Raw genomic sequence first — 16,973 nt, 5'->3', positions numbered from 1 at the left:
CTTCGCCTCGGACGGCACGTACAGCGATGCCGACCTGAGCTACGTCGATTTCGACAGCTTCTCGACGGACGACTTCACGCCCGGCACCTACAACTGATGCGGGTGGGGCCGCTTCGGCGGCCCCACCGCCCCGCGCAGTGACACCAAGCGCCCCCGGTTCATTCCGGGGGCGCTTCGTCGTCCGCGCGCCCATGGCGCCGCACCGCCGCCGACGACTACCGTGGGCACGGAGGTGACCATGTCCAGGAGGGGTGAGCGCAGCGCGTGGCTGGCGTGGACGTTCGGCATCCTGAGCGCGGGGGTGGTGGCGGGCCTCGTGTGGCTGGCGTGGCCGGTGCTTCCGGCCGTCGTGAACGCCGCCGGTGACACGCTGGGCGGGCAGAGCGCCGAGGTCGGTGATGAGGAGAACCTGTCGGAGGGTCCCGCCGACTGCCGCAGGCTGTACTCCGATGCGCTGTGGGCGGGCCTGTCGTGGGAGCCCGGGTCCGATCTGGTGGAGGACCGCTCCGGGCCGGCTGTCACGGCCGGCGAGCTGGTGGACTCCGTGGCCCCGGAAGTGCGCTTCACGTGCACCTGGACCTCCGAGACGGGCACCATCGTCACCACTCTCGCCGACGCCGGCACCGACGCGGGGGAGCTGGCCCAGTCGATGCTGCCCGGCCTCGGCTACGGCTGCGCCACGGTGACGGACGACCGGATGCGCTGTACGCGGGCGGAGGGCGACGTCTTCGAGACCCTCGAGCTCGGCGACGGCCGATGGCTGTCGACGGTCGAGACCGCATGGCATCCCGAACGCTATGCCTCCCGCGTGGCCGAGGCGGTCTGGCGCGACTGAGCTCGTCGCTGCCGCATCGAGGCCGTGTCTGAAGGCATCGGCGCACCGAGTCCGACACACGACGGCACGCCTGCGCGGCCCCGGCCGGTGTGGGCGTTAGCCTCGGCACTGCGGTGGCACGTGTCTCCGCAGGAGGAGTGCATCCCATGACCGACCCGAAGTACGGCGAGCCGGTGGAGGAACCCACCTCGGTGGACGACGTCGTCGGACGCGCCCACGAGGGTCTGGCCGAGGCGGAAGCCGCCGGCCGCGATGCCACCGCCGAGGGCTACCCGACCGACTCCGCGTCGGCACCGTCCGCGACGGAGCCCGCCGCGTCGGAGCCCGTCGCGGCGACCGACACCCGCGACCCGCTGTCGCCGGACTACGAGCCCACCGACGACGACTACGCTGCCGCCGGCTACGACCCGGCCGAGCCTGTGGCGCCGGTGCGCGACATGACCGACGCCCAGCCGGCAAGCTCCTCGGGCTACGACGCCGCCCAGAGCCCCGTCTACGACGTCTCCGAGGTTGTCGCGGCCGAGCGTGTCACGACGTACGACGCACCCGAGACCACCTCTGGCGCTTCTGTCGCTGACGAGTACCAGCCGCCCGCCGCGGTGCCGTACGACTCGCCCGTCCTCACCCAGAGCGAGCCGGCCGTCGGCTTCGCCGGCAGCCCGCAGCCGATCTTCGTGCAGGCGCCCGAAGCGCCGCGCCCCCGCGGCAACCGCGGCGCCGCAGGTGCCATCGGCCTCGTCGCCGCCGTCGCCTTCGCCGTGCTGTATCTCGCCGCGTGGCTGGGCTTCGGTGCGATCGAGGGCGAGGTCACGGCCGAGAGCCTCGTCGACGTGACCCTGGACATCCTCGTCACCTGGGCGTTCTGGGTGCCCGTCGTGGTGTTCTTCCTCGCCTTCTGGCTGCTGGGCGCCGTCATCAACCGCGGCCGCTGGGCGCACTGGGTGATCTTCGGTCTGCTCGTGGGCTTCGCCTCGTACGGCGGACACCTGCTGGGGCAGCTCTTCCAGGCGCCGTTCTGGCTGCTGAGCCCGAGCGAAGCGCGCGACCTGGTCGACGAGCAGCTGCTGGTGCCGCTGGCGGCCGTCGCCTTCATCCTGGGACGCGAACTGACCATCTGGTTCGGCGCGTGGGTGTCCGCGCGCGGTCGGCGCGTCACCGAGCTGAACGCCGAGGCGCAGCGCGAATACGAGCGCACGCTCGAGGCCGGGCCGCAGCTGTACCGCCCCTGATGCCCGAGCGCGAGGGGATGGCGCCGGCTACGGCGATCGTCTTCGCGCTGGTCGGATACTTCGCACTCCTCGTCTGCGGGCTGGGCGTGACGAGCCTCGTCAGTGACAGGAGCGTGCTCGTGGCGCCCGGCGCCGGGCCCATTCCCGGCGTGGTGGGCGCGGCGGTCTCGATCGTGGCAGTCGCCCTCGTGCTGGTCATCACGCTGCGGGCGCCGCGTCCGTCGTACGGCGTCGCGGCACTGACCGCGCTCATGGCGTTTCTCGGCTATGTCCTCGGTCTCGTCATCGGGGTGGTGGTCGCCGGTGTCGACGCGGGGCTGCTGGCAGCGCTGGCGGGGAGCTTCGTGCTGTCGTGGTTCGCCGTCGTGGTCGCCGCCGTCGGAGCGGTCGCGGGGTGGGCCGCCGTCGCACTCGTGCGCACGCGGGCCGACCGGCCCCGCTGGCCCTGGGAGAACGACGAGGACGAGTGAACACGGGGCGGATCGCCACCGCCGCGGCGGGGCGATCCGTGCGCCCGGGGCCGCGGCAGGCGAGAATGTGACGGTGGAGCGCTCGCTTGAGACGCAGGTCAGCCAGGCCGTCGACGCCTGGCTGCGCTGGCTGCCGCGCTGGGAGCCGGCCACGCACCGCGGCCGCATCGCGCCGTGCCGGCGGTGCTTCGGCTCGCCGGTGCTGTCGGCGGCGGGACTCGGCTCCGATGTTCCGCACGGCGTGCAGCACGGGTTGTCCACGCGCATCAAGACCATCGTCGACCACGCGGTCGCGCAATACACCTCGCAGAACCTGCCGATGCTGCAGGCCGAGCTCGACCAGCAGGCGGCCCGCAACCGGGCGCGCAGCTACCGCCCGGCCGAGAACCTGGAGCCGGAATTCGAAGGGCTGCCGCTGGATCCGGAGCCCGTCCCCGGCGCCCCGTTCCTCTTCACCATCGCGGGCATGGCGGAGGAGGCGGAAGCGGACGTGCCGGAGCTGCCTCCTCTCAGCCCCGAGGCCAAGGCCGCGCTCCGACAGGAGGTGGGCCTGGCGGACGACTACGCCAACATGATCGGCCGGGAGATCTGCGCCGTGCTGCTGCGCCATCGCCTGCGCATCCAGGCGGGGGTGACGCAGTACGTCGAACCGCAGATCACCGCGATGCTCGATGAGCTGACCCGGTCGCTCGACGCCCCCTTCGGACCTGACCTGGACGGCGCGGAGCCGGCGTGACGTGCTCGAGTGACGGCGGGGTCGTCGCCGGCCCTATGGTGGAGGCATCGTGCGTCGCGGGGCTTCCCGCGCGGCTTGTCTGGGAGGAGGCGTGGACGCGGCGTCGCGTCCGAGACCATCGTGTCCGATAGCTTCTCGACCGCCCCCCTCGTGCTCGTTCTGCTGCTCGGTGTGATCCCCGCGGTCGCCGTGTACGTCTGGACCGCCCTGGCCCTCTCCGCCGTCTTCGCCAAGATGGGCCAGGAGACCTGGCGCGCCTGGGTCCCGATCGTCAACCAGGTGACCCTGCTGATGGTCGCAGGCATGTCCGGGTGGTTGTTCCTGCTCGTGCTGATCCCGGTCCTCGGGGCGGTGGCGTTCTGGGTGGCGACGATCGTCGCCGTCCACCGCATCAACCGGGCGTTCGGTCTCGGCGGCGGTATGACGCTGCTCGCCGCCGTGCTGTTCCCGGTCTGGGCGAGCGTCGTCGGGTTCGGCGTCGCGCGCTGGCAGAGGACGGATGCCGTGAGCGCGCCGGCCTACGCCCGCATCGGCGACGCCGCCTCGGGCGACGCGATCGCGGACCGCGATGCGCTCGCGCCGGTCCCCGTCGCAGCGCCGGGCGCCTCGCAGCCGGCCCTCGTCGCCGATGACGAGCCTTCCGCGCAGCCGGTGCTGCCGTCGCGGCCGGTGCCGTCCTCGCAGCCCGTGCCGTCATCGACGCACGTGCCGGCCGAGGAGGTCGGCGCCCCCGCACCCGCCCCTGCGGCGGCGTCGGCGTGGGCTCCGCCATCACGGGTGCCGACGGCCCCTGTCGACCGCGTCGCGGTGGCAGCGGCCGCGCCCGCCGACGATTCCGGGTCCGACCCTGCTACCGATTCCGCAGGGCCCACGCAGCCCGATGCCCAGTCCGCCGATCCCGTTCCGTGGGCGCCGGCGCCGCCGCCCACGCCCGAACCGGTGGCACCCGCGACCCCGTCCGCCGCCTCGTTCGACCAGCGGTGGGCGAGCGGGTTCGACGAGGTGTCGGCGATCTCCCAGCCGCCGGAGGGCGAGCCGGTGCCCGCTCGCCCCGTGGCCACGGGCATGCCCGCCCTGATGGAAGACGGCGCGACCGGTCCCGAGCGCGCCCGGACCGGTGACGCTTCGCCGCCGCGCGCTGCCGCGGAGCCGGTCGCCGCGGTCGCCCCGGCCTCCCGCGCGCGACTGCGCACCGCCCCGGTCGACATCGACCCCGCGCTGCGCGTCACCCGTGCGCCCGCCGCACCGCGGCGCGACGTCGCCACCCCGGGCCCGGAATTCCCCCTCGACACCGACGACGAGGTCTCGGCGGTCGCCGGTGCCCCCGTCGCGGGGGCGCCGCGCGCGGCCCGGGGCGACGTGACGCGGGCCGGGGCGCCCGAGGACTTCGTCGACCAGACGGTGATCGCCCGCCGTCGCCGGGTGGTGTGGGCGCTCCAGCCCGCGTCGGGCGCCGCGATCGACCTGACCGCCGACGTCGTGATCCTCGGACGCCAGCCGGCATCCGACCCCGCCCACCGTGGCGCACAGCTGGTCGCCGTCCCCGACGACACCCGCACCGTCTCGAAGACCCACGCGCGGCTCGAGCTGCGCGGCGACCGCTGGAGCATCACCGACCTCGGCTCGACGAACGGCGTCATGCTGCCGACCCTCATGGGCACCGAGGTCGAGGCCGAGCCGGGCGCCGAGCTCGCGCCGGGGGAGCGGTTCCTGCTGGGTGACGCCGCCTACCGGCTGGTGCGCACCGACGGGTGACCGCCGTTTGACCGCTTGGCCCCGCGCGCGTATCATGGAGCGGGTGTGCGCATTGCGCGCTCTGTGTCGTGCCGTGGTACGGGACGAGCACGGAACGCGCCGCACCTGAGGGACCGGTCTGCGAACAGGCCACCCCCACGGCATATCCACCACGAACGCTCGGCGATTCCCGCCGCGCCGGTGGATCTGTGGTGAAACCACGACGCTGTCACCGTGCAGCATTACAAGGAGAGAACGTGCCAACCATTCAGCAGTTGGTTCGCAAGGGTCGCTCGCCGAAGGTCGTCAAGACCAAGGCTCCCGCCCTGAAGTCGAACCCGCAGCAGGCCGGGGTCTGCACCCGCGTCTACACGACCACGCCGAAGAAGCCGAACTCGGCGATGCGCAAGGTCGCCCGTGTCAAGCTCCGCAACGGCACCGAGGTCACCGCCTACATCCCCGGTGAGGGACACAACCTGCAGGAGCACTCGCTGGTGCTCGTGCGCGGTGGTCGTGTGAAGGACCTTCCGGGTGTCCGTTACAAGATCGTCCGTGGCGCCCTGGACACCCAGGCCGTCAAGAACCGCAAGCAGGCCCGCAGCCGCTACGGCGCGAAGAAGGGTTGAGTTAGATGCCTCGTAAGGGACCCGCCCCGAAGCGCCCGGTCGTCAACGACCCGGTCTACGGCGCACCGATCGTCAGCCAGCTCGTCAACAAGATCCTCGTCGATGGCAAGAAGTCCATCGCCGAGTCGATCGTGTACACCGCCCTGCGCGGTGTCGAGGCCAAGAACGGCCAGGACGCAGTTGCCACCCTCAAGAAGGCGCTCGACAACGTGCGCCCCACCCTCGAGGTCAAGAGCCGCCGCGTCGGTGGCTCGACCTACCAGGTGCCGGTCGAGGTCAAGCCTCACCGCGCCAACACGCTGGCGCTGCGTTGGCTCGTCAGCTACGCGAAGGGTCGTCGTGAGAAGACGATGACCGAGCGCCTCCAGAACGAGATCCTGGATGCCTCGAACGGCCTGGGTGCCGCGGTCAAGCGCCGTGAGGACACCCACAAGATGGCCGAGTCGAACCGCGCCTTCGCCCACTACCGCTGGTAAACCTCCGTCGACGGTCCGGGGGTCGGATGAAGATCCGACCCCTGGGCCCGTCGGTGGGGCCAGCACCCCGCGACATCCGCAACGAAACGTAAGGACACCCCGTGGCACAAGACGTGCTCACCGACCTCAACAAGGTCCGCAACATCGGCATCATGGCCCACATCGATGCCGGCAAGACGACGACGACCGAGCGCATCCTCTTCTACACGGGCGTCAACCACAAGCTCGGTGAGACGCACGACGGCGCCTCGACCACCGACTGGATGGAGCAGGAGAAGGAGCGCGGCATCACGATCACGTCTGCCGCCGTGACCTGCTTCTGGAACAAGAACCAGATCAACATCATCGACACCCCCGGCCACGTCGACTTCACGGTCGAGGTCGAGCGTTCGCTGCGCGTGCTCGACGGTGCCGTCGCCGTCTTCGACGGCAAGGAGGGCGTCGAGCCCCAGTCCGAGACCGTCTGGCGTCAGGCCGACAAGTACGACGTCCCCCGCATCTGCTTCGTCAACAAGATGGACAAGCTGGGTGCTGACTTCTACTTCACCGTCGACACCATCATCAAGCGTCTGGGCGCCAAGCCCCTCGTGCTGCAGCTGCCCATCGGCGCTGAGAACGACTTCGTCGGCGTCATCGACCTCGTCGAGATGCGCGCTCTGGTATGGCCCGGCGACTCCAAGGGTGACGTCACCATGGGCGCCAAGTACGAGGTGCAGGAGATTCCCGCCGACCTCGCCGACCGTGCCGCCGAGTACCGCGAGAAGCTGCTCGAGACCGTCGCCGAGACCGACGAGGTCCTGCTGGAGAAGTACTTCGGCGGCGAGGAGCTCACGCTCGCCGAGATCAAGGGTGCGATCCGCAAGCTCACCGTCAACGGTGACCTGTACCCCGTGCTCTGCGGCTCGGCGTTCAAGAACCGCGGCGTGCAGCCGATGCTCGACGCGGTCGTGGACTACCTCCCCTCGCCCCTGGACGTGCCCGCCATCGAGGCGCACGACCCCAAGGACGAAGAGAAGATCATCGAGCGCCACCCCGACGCCAACGACCCGTTCGCCGCGCTGGCGTTCAAGGTCGCGGTGCACCCCTTCTTCGGTCGCCTGACCTACATCCGCGTGTACTCCGGTCACCTGGACTCGGGCGCTCAGGTGGTCAACTCCACCAAGGGCAAGAAGGAGCGCATCGGCAAGATCTTCCAGATGCACGCCAACAAGGAGAACCCGGTCGACTCGGTCACCGCGGGCAACATCTACGCCGTCATCGGCCTCAAGGACACCACCACCGGTGACACCCTGGCCGACCCGGCGCAGCCCGTCGTGCTGGAGTCGATGACGTTCCCCGAGCCGGTCATCGAGGTCGCGATCGAGCCCAAGACCAAGGCCGACCAGGAGAAGCTGGGTCTGGCGATCCAGAAGCTGGCCGAAGAAGACCCGACCTTCCGCACCGAGCTGAACCCCGAGACGGGTCAGACCGTCATCAAGGGCATGGGCGAGCTGCACCTGGACATCCTGGTCGACCGCATGAAGCGCGAGTTCCGCGTCGAGGCGAACGTCGGCAAGCCCCAGGTGGCGTACCGCGAGACGATCCGCAAGGCCGTCGAGCGTCACGACTACACCCACAAGAAGCAGACCGGTGGTTCGGGTCAGTTCGCGAAGATCCAGTTCGCGATCGAGCCGCTCGAGGTCACGGCCGACAAGACGTACGAGTTCGAGAACAAGGTCACCGGTGGCCGCATCCCGCGCGAGTACATCGAGCCGACCAACCAGGGCTTCCAGGACGCGATGAACGTCGGCGTGCTCGCCGGCTACCCCATCGTGGGCGTCAAGGCCACCCTGCTCGACGGCGCCTCGCACGACGTGGACTCCTCGGAGATGGCGTTCAAGATCGCCGGCTCCATGGGCTTCAAGGAAGCGCTGCGCAAGGCGAACCCCGTCATCCTCGAGCCGCTCATGAGCGTCGAGGTGCGTACTCCCGAGGAGTACATGGGAGACGTCATCGGCGACCTGAACTCGCGTCGTGGCCAGATCCAGTCGATGGAGGATGCCGCCGGCGTCAAGGTCGTGCGCGCTCTGGTGCCGCTGTCCGAGATGTTCGGCTACATCGGCGACCTGCGCTCGAAGACCTCGGGCCGTGCCGTCTACTCGATGGAATTCGACAGCTACGCCGAGGTTCCTCGCGCGGTGGCCGACGAGATCGTCCAGAAGAACAAGGGCGAATAACCCTGGGGCCGGGAGCTCGCCTCACCTTCGCGGTGAGCTCCCGGCATCCACCCAACTGAATACCCACCTGTCTACTAGACTGAACCAATCCCCGTAGCGCCCCGGTCGCAATCCAGCGCCCGTTGCACTACACGACTGTCCTGAGGAGGACCCAGTGGCTAAGGCCAAGTTCGAGCGGACCAAGCCGCACGTCAACATCGGAACCATCGGTCACGTTGACCACGGCAAGACCACGCTGACCGCGGCGATCTCCAAGGTGCTCGCCGACAAGTACCCGTCGGCCACCAACGTGCAGCGCGACTTCGCGTCGATCGACTCGGCCCCCGAGGAGCGTCAGCGCGGCATCACGATCAACATCTCGCACGTCGAGTACGAGACCCCCAAGCGCCACTACGCGCACGTCGACGCGCCCGGTCACGCCGACTACATCAAGAACATGATCACCGGTGCCGCTCAGATGGACGGCGCGATCCTCGTGGTCGCGGCGACCGACGGCCCGATGGCTCAGACGCGTGAGCACGTGCTGCTCGCCAAGCAGGTCGGCGTGCCGTACCTGCTGGTCGCGCTGAACAAGTCGGACATGGTCGACGACGAGGAGATCCTGGAGCTCGTCGAGCTCGAGGTGCGCGAGCTTCTCTCCTCGCAGGACTTCGATGGCGACAACGCCCCCGTCGTTCGCGTCTCGGGCCTGAAGGCTCTCGAGGGCGACGAGAAGTGGGTTCAGTCGATCGTCGAGCTCATGGAGGCCGTCGACGAGTCCATCCCCGACCCGGTGCGTGACAAGGACAAGCCGTTCCTCATGCCTGTCGAGGACGTCTTCACCATCACCGGCCGTGGCACGGTCGTCACGGGTCGCGCCGAGCGCGGCACGCTGGCCATCAACTCCGAGGTCGAGATCGTGGGTCTGCGTCCGACGCAGAAGACGATCGTCACCGGTATCGAGATGTTCCACAAGCAGCTCGACGAGGCCTGGGCCGGCGAGAACTGTGGTCTGCTCCTGCGCGGCACCAAGCGTGACGACGTCGAGCGTGGCCAGGTCATCGTGAAGCCGGGTTCGGTTACGCCGCACACCGACTTCGAGGGCACCGCGTACATCCTCTCCAAGGAGGAGGGTGGCCGTCACAACCCCTTCTACACGAACTACCGCCCGCAGTTCTACTTCCGCACCACGGACGTCACCGGCGTCATCTCGCTGCCCGAGGGCACCGAGATGGTCATGCCCGGTGACACCACGGACATGACGGTCGAGCTGGAAGAGGGCCTCGGCTTCGCGATCCGTGAGGGTGGCCGCACCGTCGGCGCCGGCACGGTGACCAAGATCATCAAGTAACTCTTCGGAGTTCCTTCACGAAACCCCCCGGAGTGATCCGGGGGGTTTCGTGCGTCCGGGGGCGGGGTCATGATGAACGCGAGCGGACCGTCCGCGCACCGACAAGGGGGAACCCATGGGCATCGACGACGTGGTGAACAAGAGCAAGGAATTCCTCGAGCAGAACAAGGAGAAGATCGAGCAGGCGCTGCGCTCGGACAAGGCCGAGCACGTCAGCGACAGTGTGATCAACGCGGCGGCGGAGTTCGTCAAGAAGATCACGCCCGAGTCGGCCCATGCCAAGGTCGACAGCGTGCGCGAGAAGGTGGACGGCGCCGTGGGCGGCGGCAACGCGGGCGGCAGCGGTGCCGAAGCGGCCGCCTCGGCGGACGCTGCGGCGAAGGACGCGCAGAGCCCCGCCCCCGCCGCGGACAAGCCGGCCACAGACAAGCCCGCCGCGGACGACAATCCCACGGCCGATGCGCCCGGGTCCGCGGGCATCGCATAACGCCCGCGTCCCGGTTCTCGTCAGTCGAACCCGGAACACGACACGCCTCAGTTGCGGCACGCCCGTGCCGCGCTCGAGCGCACAGCGACGCCCTCGGAGATCCTCCCGAGGGCGTCGCTGTGCGCAGTCGCGATCAGCGACGGGCCTTGACGGTCTCACAGGCGGTTTGTAGCTTGTGCATGAGCTCGTGCTGTAGGCGGTCCTGGGGGGCCACATGCCGCAGAGGAACACGTGTCTTGGGAGTCCGCTTCGGGGCTGCCCGTACGTCGACGAAAGCGACGAGGATCTGGGATGAGCGGTATTCGGCGTGTCCGGAATCAGCGGCAGGCAGAACGACGGGCGCTGTGGCAGCGACCTGGGGGTCGGAGCGCGCGCTTCACGCTGACCGCGCTGCTGATCGCCACCTTGGCCTTCGCGAACGCGCCCGCGGGCGCAGCGGTGGCCGCGGTCGTGCCTCCGACCCCGCCGACGCCGGCGGAGTCGCCCGCGCCCGAGCAGCCGACTCCCGAACCGCCCACACCGGAGGCACCTGCCCCGCAGGCCCCCGCTCCCGCCCCCGAACAGCCCGCTCCGGAGCAGCCCGCTCCCGAGCCCGAGGCGCCCGCGCCGACGGGGCCTGAGGCCACGGATGCGCCGGCCGCTCCCGAAGAGGCGGCTCCGCTCGCGGAGGAGCCGGGGATCGTCACGCCGCTTGCGGCCGTCAGCGCCTGTGTGGGGGGCAACTCCGTCTGCGGCACCCTGAGCATCTTGAACGTCGTGCAGGGGGGCTCGGCGACCCCGGCCGACTGGGCGCTGCGCGCCAACATCGTCGGCACCGACGACTGGTACGACTTCACCAGCGGGCAGTCGCGCCGTGTCACCAAGCCCGGCTCGTACACGCTGGAGGCCATCGGCACCCCCGGCGTCACCGACGACTACACCACCACGCTCAGCTGCGTCCTCAACGACACCAGCGGAAACAACCGCCTGCAGTTCACCCAGGCCGAGGCGCTGCTGCAGTACATCGGCACCGGAAGCGCCTCGCTCGTCGCCTCGTGCACCTTCACGCACACCTCCACCGCGCCGAGCACGCTCGTGCTGAGCAAGGGCGGCGAGCGCACCGGCGCTCAGACTGTCGGGCCGCTGGCCGGGGCGACGTTCTCGGTCTACAGCGGCGGGACGGACACCGAGCCCGACACCGATCCCGCGAACCTCGTCGGGACCTGCGTGACTGCCGCGGACGGCCTCTGCGAGGTGACGGTGGCCTCGGGTGCCCAGTATTGGATCATCGAGACGGCGGCGCCCCCGGGTTATCGCATCGTCGACAGCTTCGACGTCGGCGAGACGACGATCACGCAGCAGCCCTACCGGCTGCGCACGGCGGTCATTCCCCCCGGCGAGACCGTGGCCTACCCGCAGCAGGTCACGGGGAGCAGCAACAATCTGGCGCGCGGCACTCAGTGGGCGAACGCCGCAGAGAACCCGCAGGTGGCCCAGACCTGCGGATTGCGGGTGGGGCTTCTCGTCGACCTCTCCAACTCGCTGCAGGCATCGCAGCAGGACCTGCGCAACGCAGCCGCTGGCTTCGTCGACACGCTCGAGGGCACCCCGTCCTCGATCGGCATCTGGACGTTCGCCGGCGGCGCCCCCGCCGCCGGTGCCGCGAACACCACCCTGCCCCTCACGCCCGTGTCCACCGCGTCGGGCGCGGCCACGGTGCGCAACAAGGCGAACGGCCTCACGGTCGTCAACACCGGCGACTGGCGGCAGGGGACGAACTGGGACCAGGGGCTCTGGCAGGTCACCCAGGCCAGTGCCGCCGACACCCTCGACGTCGTACTCGTGCTCACCGACGGCAGTCCGACCTTCTACGGTCCTCCGGGAACCGGCACCGGTGGTGCGCCGTCGGGCCCCGGCAGCCGCACCCGCATCGTCGAGATGGAGAACGCCGTGTTCTCCGCCAACGCGCTCAAGATCGAGCGTGGCACCAGCGTGGTCGGCGTGGGCATCGGACCGGCGTCGGCCGGCGAGGAGCAGAACCTGCAGGCGATCTCAGGACCCACCGAGGGGCAGGACTACTTCCTGGTCGACGACTACGAGGATCTGCGGAGGTTCCTCGAGGAACGCGCCCTGGGCGAGTGCGCCGGCACCGTCAACGTCACCAAGCTCGTCATCCCCTCCGACGGCGACATCGCCGACGCGACGCCCTCCGCCGGGTGGACCTTCGGTGCGACCAGCGAGACCGCCGGCGTGACGGTCGAGCCGGCATCCGGGGAGACGAACGACACCGGCGCGGTCAGCTTCGCTGCCCGCGACATCCCCGTCGGCGGCACCGCCGACGTCACGATCACCGAGACCCAGCAGCAAGGGTTCGAACTGGTGCCGCAAGGGGGCGCCAACGCTGCCTGTGCGGACAATACCGGCGCGCCCGTCGCCGTCACCGACAGCGGGGACCTGGGTTTCACCACCACGGCTCAGCAGGGCGGAATCGTCACCTGCACGGTCTACAACCGGGCGCCCGCCCCCACCGTCTCACTGCGCGTGGACAAGCAGTGGGTCGTCGACGGGGTCTCCTACGACGACGGCGAACAGCCCGTGGGCACCGCCGACCTTACGCTCGACGGTGAGCCGCGCACGTTCGGCACCACCTACACGCAGTTCACACCGGGCGACACGGTCGCGATCGGCGAAGACGTCACGGACCTGCCGTCGGGGTGTACTTATACCTCCAGCGGAGCCGGCGACTATGTGATCACGCAGGACGACCCGAACGTCGTGACGGTCACCAACACCGTGACGTGCGTCACCACGTTGACGCTGGTGAAATCGATCGCCAACGGCGACGCGACGGCGGATGACTTCACCCTCACCTCATCGCCGATCGGGGGGACAGGTCTGCCTGGACCCACCGGGGTGAGCGGGACGAGCGCACCGGTGACCCCGGGTGTGCGCTACCTGCTCGCAGAGACCGGACCCGCCACCTACCTGCAGACGGTGGAGGAGGGCGCAACGCTGATCGAGGGGGCTACGGGTAGCTGGGACTGCGTCGTCGGCGGCAGCGATTACGACGGCGCAGACGGCGGCGTCACCGTCGCCCTGGGGCAGGAGGTCACTTGCACCGCAACCAACCAGACGGCCGTCATCACGCTGCTCAAGGAGGTCGTCAACGACGAAGGCGGCACGCTCACCGCCGACGCGTGGGAGCTGACCGCAGACCCGGCGGCCGGCGTCCCCGGCCTCACGCCGACCACCGTCACCGGAGCGCCCAGCGCAACGGCGGCGAACACCTTCTCCGTACGGCCGGGCCAGGAGTACACGCTCTCCGAAGCCGGGGGCGGCCCCGGGTACCGACAGTTCGCGCTGGAACAGCTGATCGACGGCGTGTGGACCGAGGTCGAACCGACGGTGAGCGTGCCGGCACTCGGCGCCAGCACCTACCGCTTCGTCAACGTCGACGTCGCGCCCACCCTCACGCTGGTGAAGACCGTCACGAACGACAGCGGCGGCACCGCGGCGGACACCGAGTGGACGCTGTCGGCGACGAGTCCGGGAGAACCGGGGCTGACCGGGGTGACCGGCAGCGCCGAGGTGACCGCGGTTCCCGTGATCGGCGGCGTCCCGTACACCCTCGCCGAGAGCGGCCCGGATGGATACACGTGGGCGTCGCTCACGTGCGACAACGGGGCGGCCGTGTCGCCGTCGAGCCCGACGCTGACGCTCCAGGTCGGCGAAGACGTCACCTGCACGTTCGTCAACGACGACATCGCCCCCACCCTCACGCTGGTCAAGGAGGTCACGAACGCCCAGGGCGGGACGGCCGTGGCGACGGACTGGACGCTGTCGGCGACCACCCCCGGCGGGCCGGACCTCACGGGCGTCTCGGGAGCGACGACCGTCACCGGCGTCACCGTCCCGGCGGGCGCGACCTACACGCTCGCCGAGAGCGGTGGGCCCACCGGGTACGACTGGGTCGCGCTCTCGTGCGACAACGGCGCCGAGATCTCTCCGGAGAGCCCGACACTGACCCTCGGTCTCGCCGAGGACGTCACGTGCACCTTCAGCAACACCGACCTCGCCGGCAGTCTCACCCTGGTCAAGGAGATCGTCAACGACAACGGGGGCACGGCCGTGCCGGAAGACTGGAATCAGCGGCTCACCGCGCAGCCCGCCACCGGCGAGACCCTGGTCTTCGACCACAGCGAGACGATCGGCGTTCCGGGCGGAACGTACACGCTCGCCGAGATCGACCAGCTCGCGGGCTACGAGTTGACCGGCCTGTCCTGCACCACGGGCCAGACCTCCGTGACCTCCCCGACGGTCACGGTGCCCAACGGGGACAACGTCACCTGCACCTTCGTCAACGACGACATCGCGCCCACGCTCACCCTCGTGAAGACCGTCGTGAACGACAACGGCGGCACCGCGGCGGCGACCGACTGGACGCTGTCGGCGACGACCCCGGGCGGACCCGACCTGTCGGGTGCGACCGGCGCGCCCGCCGTCACCGCGGTCACCGTCCCGGCCAACAGCGAGTACACGCTCGCCGAGACCGGACCGGATGGCTACGACTGGTCGTCGCTCTCGTGCGACAACGGCGCCGATGCCTCGGTGGCCGACCCAACCCTGACCCTGGCGCTCGCCGAAGAGGTCACCTGCACGTTCGCGAACAACGATGTGCCGGGAACCCTCACCCTGCTCAAGCAGGTCGTCAACGACGACGGGGGCACCGCCGTGCCGACGGACTGGAACCAGGCACTCACGGCGCAGCCCGCCGGGGGGACGGCCATCGCCTTCGACCACGACGTGTCACAGCAGGTCACCGCCGGTGAGTACACCCTCGCCGAGTCCGGTGGCCCGGAGGGCTACGAGTGGACGGCACTGACCTGCAGCACCGGGTCGACGACGCTGGAATCGCCCACCGTCACCGTCGCCAACGGCGAAGAGGTCGTCTGCTCCTTCACCAACGACGACGTCGCACCCACGCTGACGCTGGTGAAGACCGTCACCAACGCCAACGGCGGCACCGCCGAGCCCACCGAGTGGACGCTCGCGGCGAGCACCCCCGGCGGGCCCGCACTCAGCGGCGTCACCGGCACGCCCGCCGTCACCGCCGTCGCCGTCCCGGCCGGCGTGGAGTTCACCCTCGCCGAATCCGGCGGCCCGGCCGGGTATGACTGGACCTCGCTCGTCTGCGACAACGGCGCCGCCGTCTCGCCCGAGGCGCCATCGCTCACCCTGGGGCTGGCCGAGGACGTCACCTGCACGTTCGGGAACACCGACCTGCCCGGCTCCCTCACCCTGGTCAAGGACGTCGACAACACCCTGGGCGGCAGCGCGGTACCGGCCGACTGGAACCAGCGACTGACGGCCCAGCCCGCTGCGGGCGAGGCGCTCGTCTTCGACCACGCCCAGACCCAGTCGGTGCCCGCCGGCAGCTACACGCTGGCCGAGGTCGACCAGATCGCGGACTACGCGTGGACCGCGCTGTCGTGCGACACCGGCGGCGTCACCCGCGACGCTCCCGTCGTGACCGTCGCCAACGGCCAGTCCGTCACGTGCACGTTCACCAATGCGGCCATCGCCCCGACGCTCACGCTGGTGAAGAACGTCGACAACCAGAGCGGCGTCGGCACCGCCACGCCCGAGCAGTGGACGCTCAACGCCGTCGCGGGCGAGAGCGACCCCGTGCTGTCGGGCGAAGGCACCCGCACCGGGACGACCACCGCCGCGGTGTCCGGGCAGGTCGCCGCCGATGTCGACTACGCATTGTCGGAGACGTTCGGGCCATCCGGATACACCGCCGGTGACTGGGCCTGCGTCGAGACCGACGGCGGCGCCGCCTACCCGCTCGTCTCGGCCGGAGTCGTGCGACTCAGCCTCGGCGTCGACGTCACCTGCGAGATCGTCAACACGGCGATCCGCGCGGAGGGGACGATCGACAAGCAGGTGACGGACGGTTCGCCGGTGCACAACGCCGACGGCACGTGGACCATCTCCTACGACATCGTCGTCACCAACAACTCCGACACCTCGACCTTCATCTACAGCCTCGCCGACGCGCTGCAGTACGGCGAAGGGATCACGCCGACAGCGGCCACCTGGACCGGCCCCGACGGCACTTCGGGCGAGTTCACGCTGCCGGCCGGGACCGCCACCCTCGCCACCGACGTCTCGCTGCCGACCAGCGGTGACCCCGCGGCGCGGGCGACGCACACCTACACGGTGACGGTGACGGCGTCGATCGCGAACGGCACCCAGGACGGCGACACCTGGCGGTGCGACACCGCGCCCGGCGTGCCCTCGGCGGGCGGATTCCTCAACTCCGCGACGCTGTCGGCCACCGGCGAGGACGACCAGACCGTGTTCGGCTGCGGCGAGCCGGCGTTCCCGACCCTGGTGAAGACCGGCGTCGACCCCGCCACGCAGAACCCCGACGCCTCGTGGAACGTCTCGTACACGCTGACGCTGAGCAACCCGGGTGCGGTGGCGGTGCAGGCAGCGCTGACCGATACGCTCCCGGATGTTCCGGACGGTTGGGAGCTCGTCGGGGGCGCGTGGACCATCGCCGCCGTCGGCGATGCGCCGGCCCCGACGACCGCGACAGCGGCGCCGGGCGAGACCGCGGCGGTGTTCACAGGGCAGCTGCAGCCTGCGGCATCCCTGGTGTACACCGTCAGCGGCGTGCTGCGTCCGACCGTCGAAGCGACGGACCCGGGCCCGTGCGCCACCACCGGCGGCGGAATCGTCAACACCGCAGGTGTCACCTCCGGCGAGATCGTGGTGGATGCCGAGGGCTGCGTGACCGTGGAGACCGCCCCGGTGACCGTCGACAAGAGCGACGGTGCGGCGCAGCAG

11 protein-coding genes are annotated in these 16,973 nt (G+C 70.2%); all 11 read left to right on the top strand.

The features are described from left to right. Window positions 1-238: 238 nt before the first annotated feature. On the top strand, window positions 239-835 hold the full coding sequence (locus NQ160_RS06160) for a hypothetical protein (RefSeq protein WP_257514350.1): 597 nt from the start codon (window positions 239-241) through the stop codon (window positions 833-835). Between the two features lie 146 nt (window positions 836-981). Further along, entirely contained in the window at window positions 982-2,064 is a 1,083-nt protein-coding gene (locus NQ160_RS06155; protein ID WP_257514349.1) for an ABC transporter, read from the top strand. Then, window positions 2,064-2,534 (top strand): hypothetical protein, encoded by a 471-nt coding sequence (locus NQ160_RS06150; RefSeq protein ID WP_257514348.1) that lies wholly within the window; start codon window positions 2,064-2,066, stop codon window positions 2,532-2,534. Before NQ160_RS06155 ends, NQ160_RS06150 begins: the two co-directional genes overlap by 1 nt. Window positions 2,535-2,607: 73 nt before the next feature. Next, window positions 2,608-3,270: a spermidine/putrescine ABC transporter substrate-binding protein gene (locus NQ160_RS06145; RefSeq protein ID WP_257514347.1), complete on the top strand. Its 663-nt coding sequence runs from the start codon at window positions 2,608-2,610 to the stop codon at window positions 3,268-3,270. Window positions 3,271-3,390: 120 nt separating this feature from the next. After that, entirely contained in the window at window positions 3,391-5,025 is a 1,635-nt protein-coding gene (locus NQ160_RS06140) for a DUF5684 domain-containing protein (protein ID WP_257514346.1), read from the top strand. 236 nt (window positions 5,026-5,261) lie between these two features. Continuing rightward, entirely contained in the window at window positions 5,262-5,630 is a 369-nt protein-coding gene (rpsL, locus tag NQ160_RS06135) for a 30S ribosomal protein S12 (RefSeq protein WP_257495790.1), read from the top strand. Between the two features lie 5 nt (window positions 5,631-5,635). Further along, window positions 5,636-6,106, top strand: a complete 471-nt coding sequence (gene rpsG, locus NQ160_RS06130; RefSeq protein WP_257495791.1) for a 30S ribosomal protein S7 — start codon at window positions 5,636-5,638, stop codon at window positions 6,104-6,106. A 101-nt stretch (window positions 6,107-6,207) separates the two neighbouring features. After that, complete coding sequence (gene fusA / locus NQ160_RS06125) at window positions 6,208-8,322, top strand: elongation factor G (protein WP_257495792.1); 2,115 nt, start codon at window positions 6,208-6,210, stop codon at window positions 8,320-8,322. A gap of 154 nt (window positions 8,323-8,476) precedes the next feature. Continuing rightward, complete coding sequence (gene tuf / locus NQ160_RS06120; RefSeq protein WP_257514345.1) at window positions 8,477-9,652, top strand: elongation factor Tu; 1,176 nt, start codon at window positions 8,477-8,479, stop codon at window positions 9,650-9,652. A 115-nt stretch (window positions 9,653-9,767) separates the two neighbouring features. Then, a complete protein-coding gene (locus NQ160_RS06115; RefSeq protein ID WP_257514344.1) occupies window positions 9,768-10,139 on the top strand; it encodes an Rv0909 family putative TA system antitoxin in 372 nt (123 codons plus the stop codon). A 291-nt stretch (window positions 10,140-10,430) separates the two neighbouring features. Beyond that, window positions 10,431-16,973 (top strand): prealbumin-like fold domain-containing protein (locus tag NQ160_RS06110; protein WP_257514343.1); only part of this gene is annotated, 6,543 nt, incomplete at its 3' end.

Source organism: Microbacterium sp. zg.Y909 (assembly GCF_024626565.1).
This window is presented reverse-complemented; position numbering and strand designations above follow the sequence as displayed.

Bases quoted from the DNA above. Each gene is read 5' to 3' on its own strand.
- rpsG (WP_257495791.1), top strand. From the start codon at position 5,636: ATGCCTCGTAAGGGACCCGCCCCGAAGCGCCCGGTCGTCAACGACCCG.
- NQ160_RS06155 (WP_257514349.1), top strand. From the start codon at position 982: ATGACCGACCCGAAGTACGGCGAGCCGGTGGAGGAACCCACCTCGGTG.
- NQ160_RS06115 (WP_257514344.1), top strand. From the start codon at position 9,768: ATGGGCATCGACGACGTGGTGAACAAGAGCAAGGAATTCCTCGAGCAG.
- NQ160_RS06160 (WP_257514350.1), top strand. From the start codon at position 239: ATGTCCAGGAGGGGTGAGCGCAGCGCGTGGCTGGCGTGGACGTTCGGC.
- NQ160_RS06150 (WP_257514348.1), top strand. From the start codon at position 2,064: ATGCCCGAGCGCGAGGGGATGGCGCCGGCTACGGCGATCGTCTTCGCG.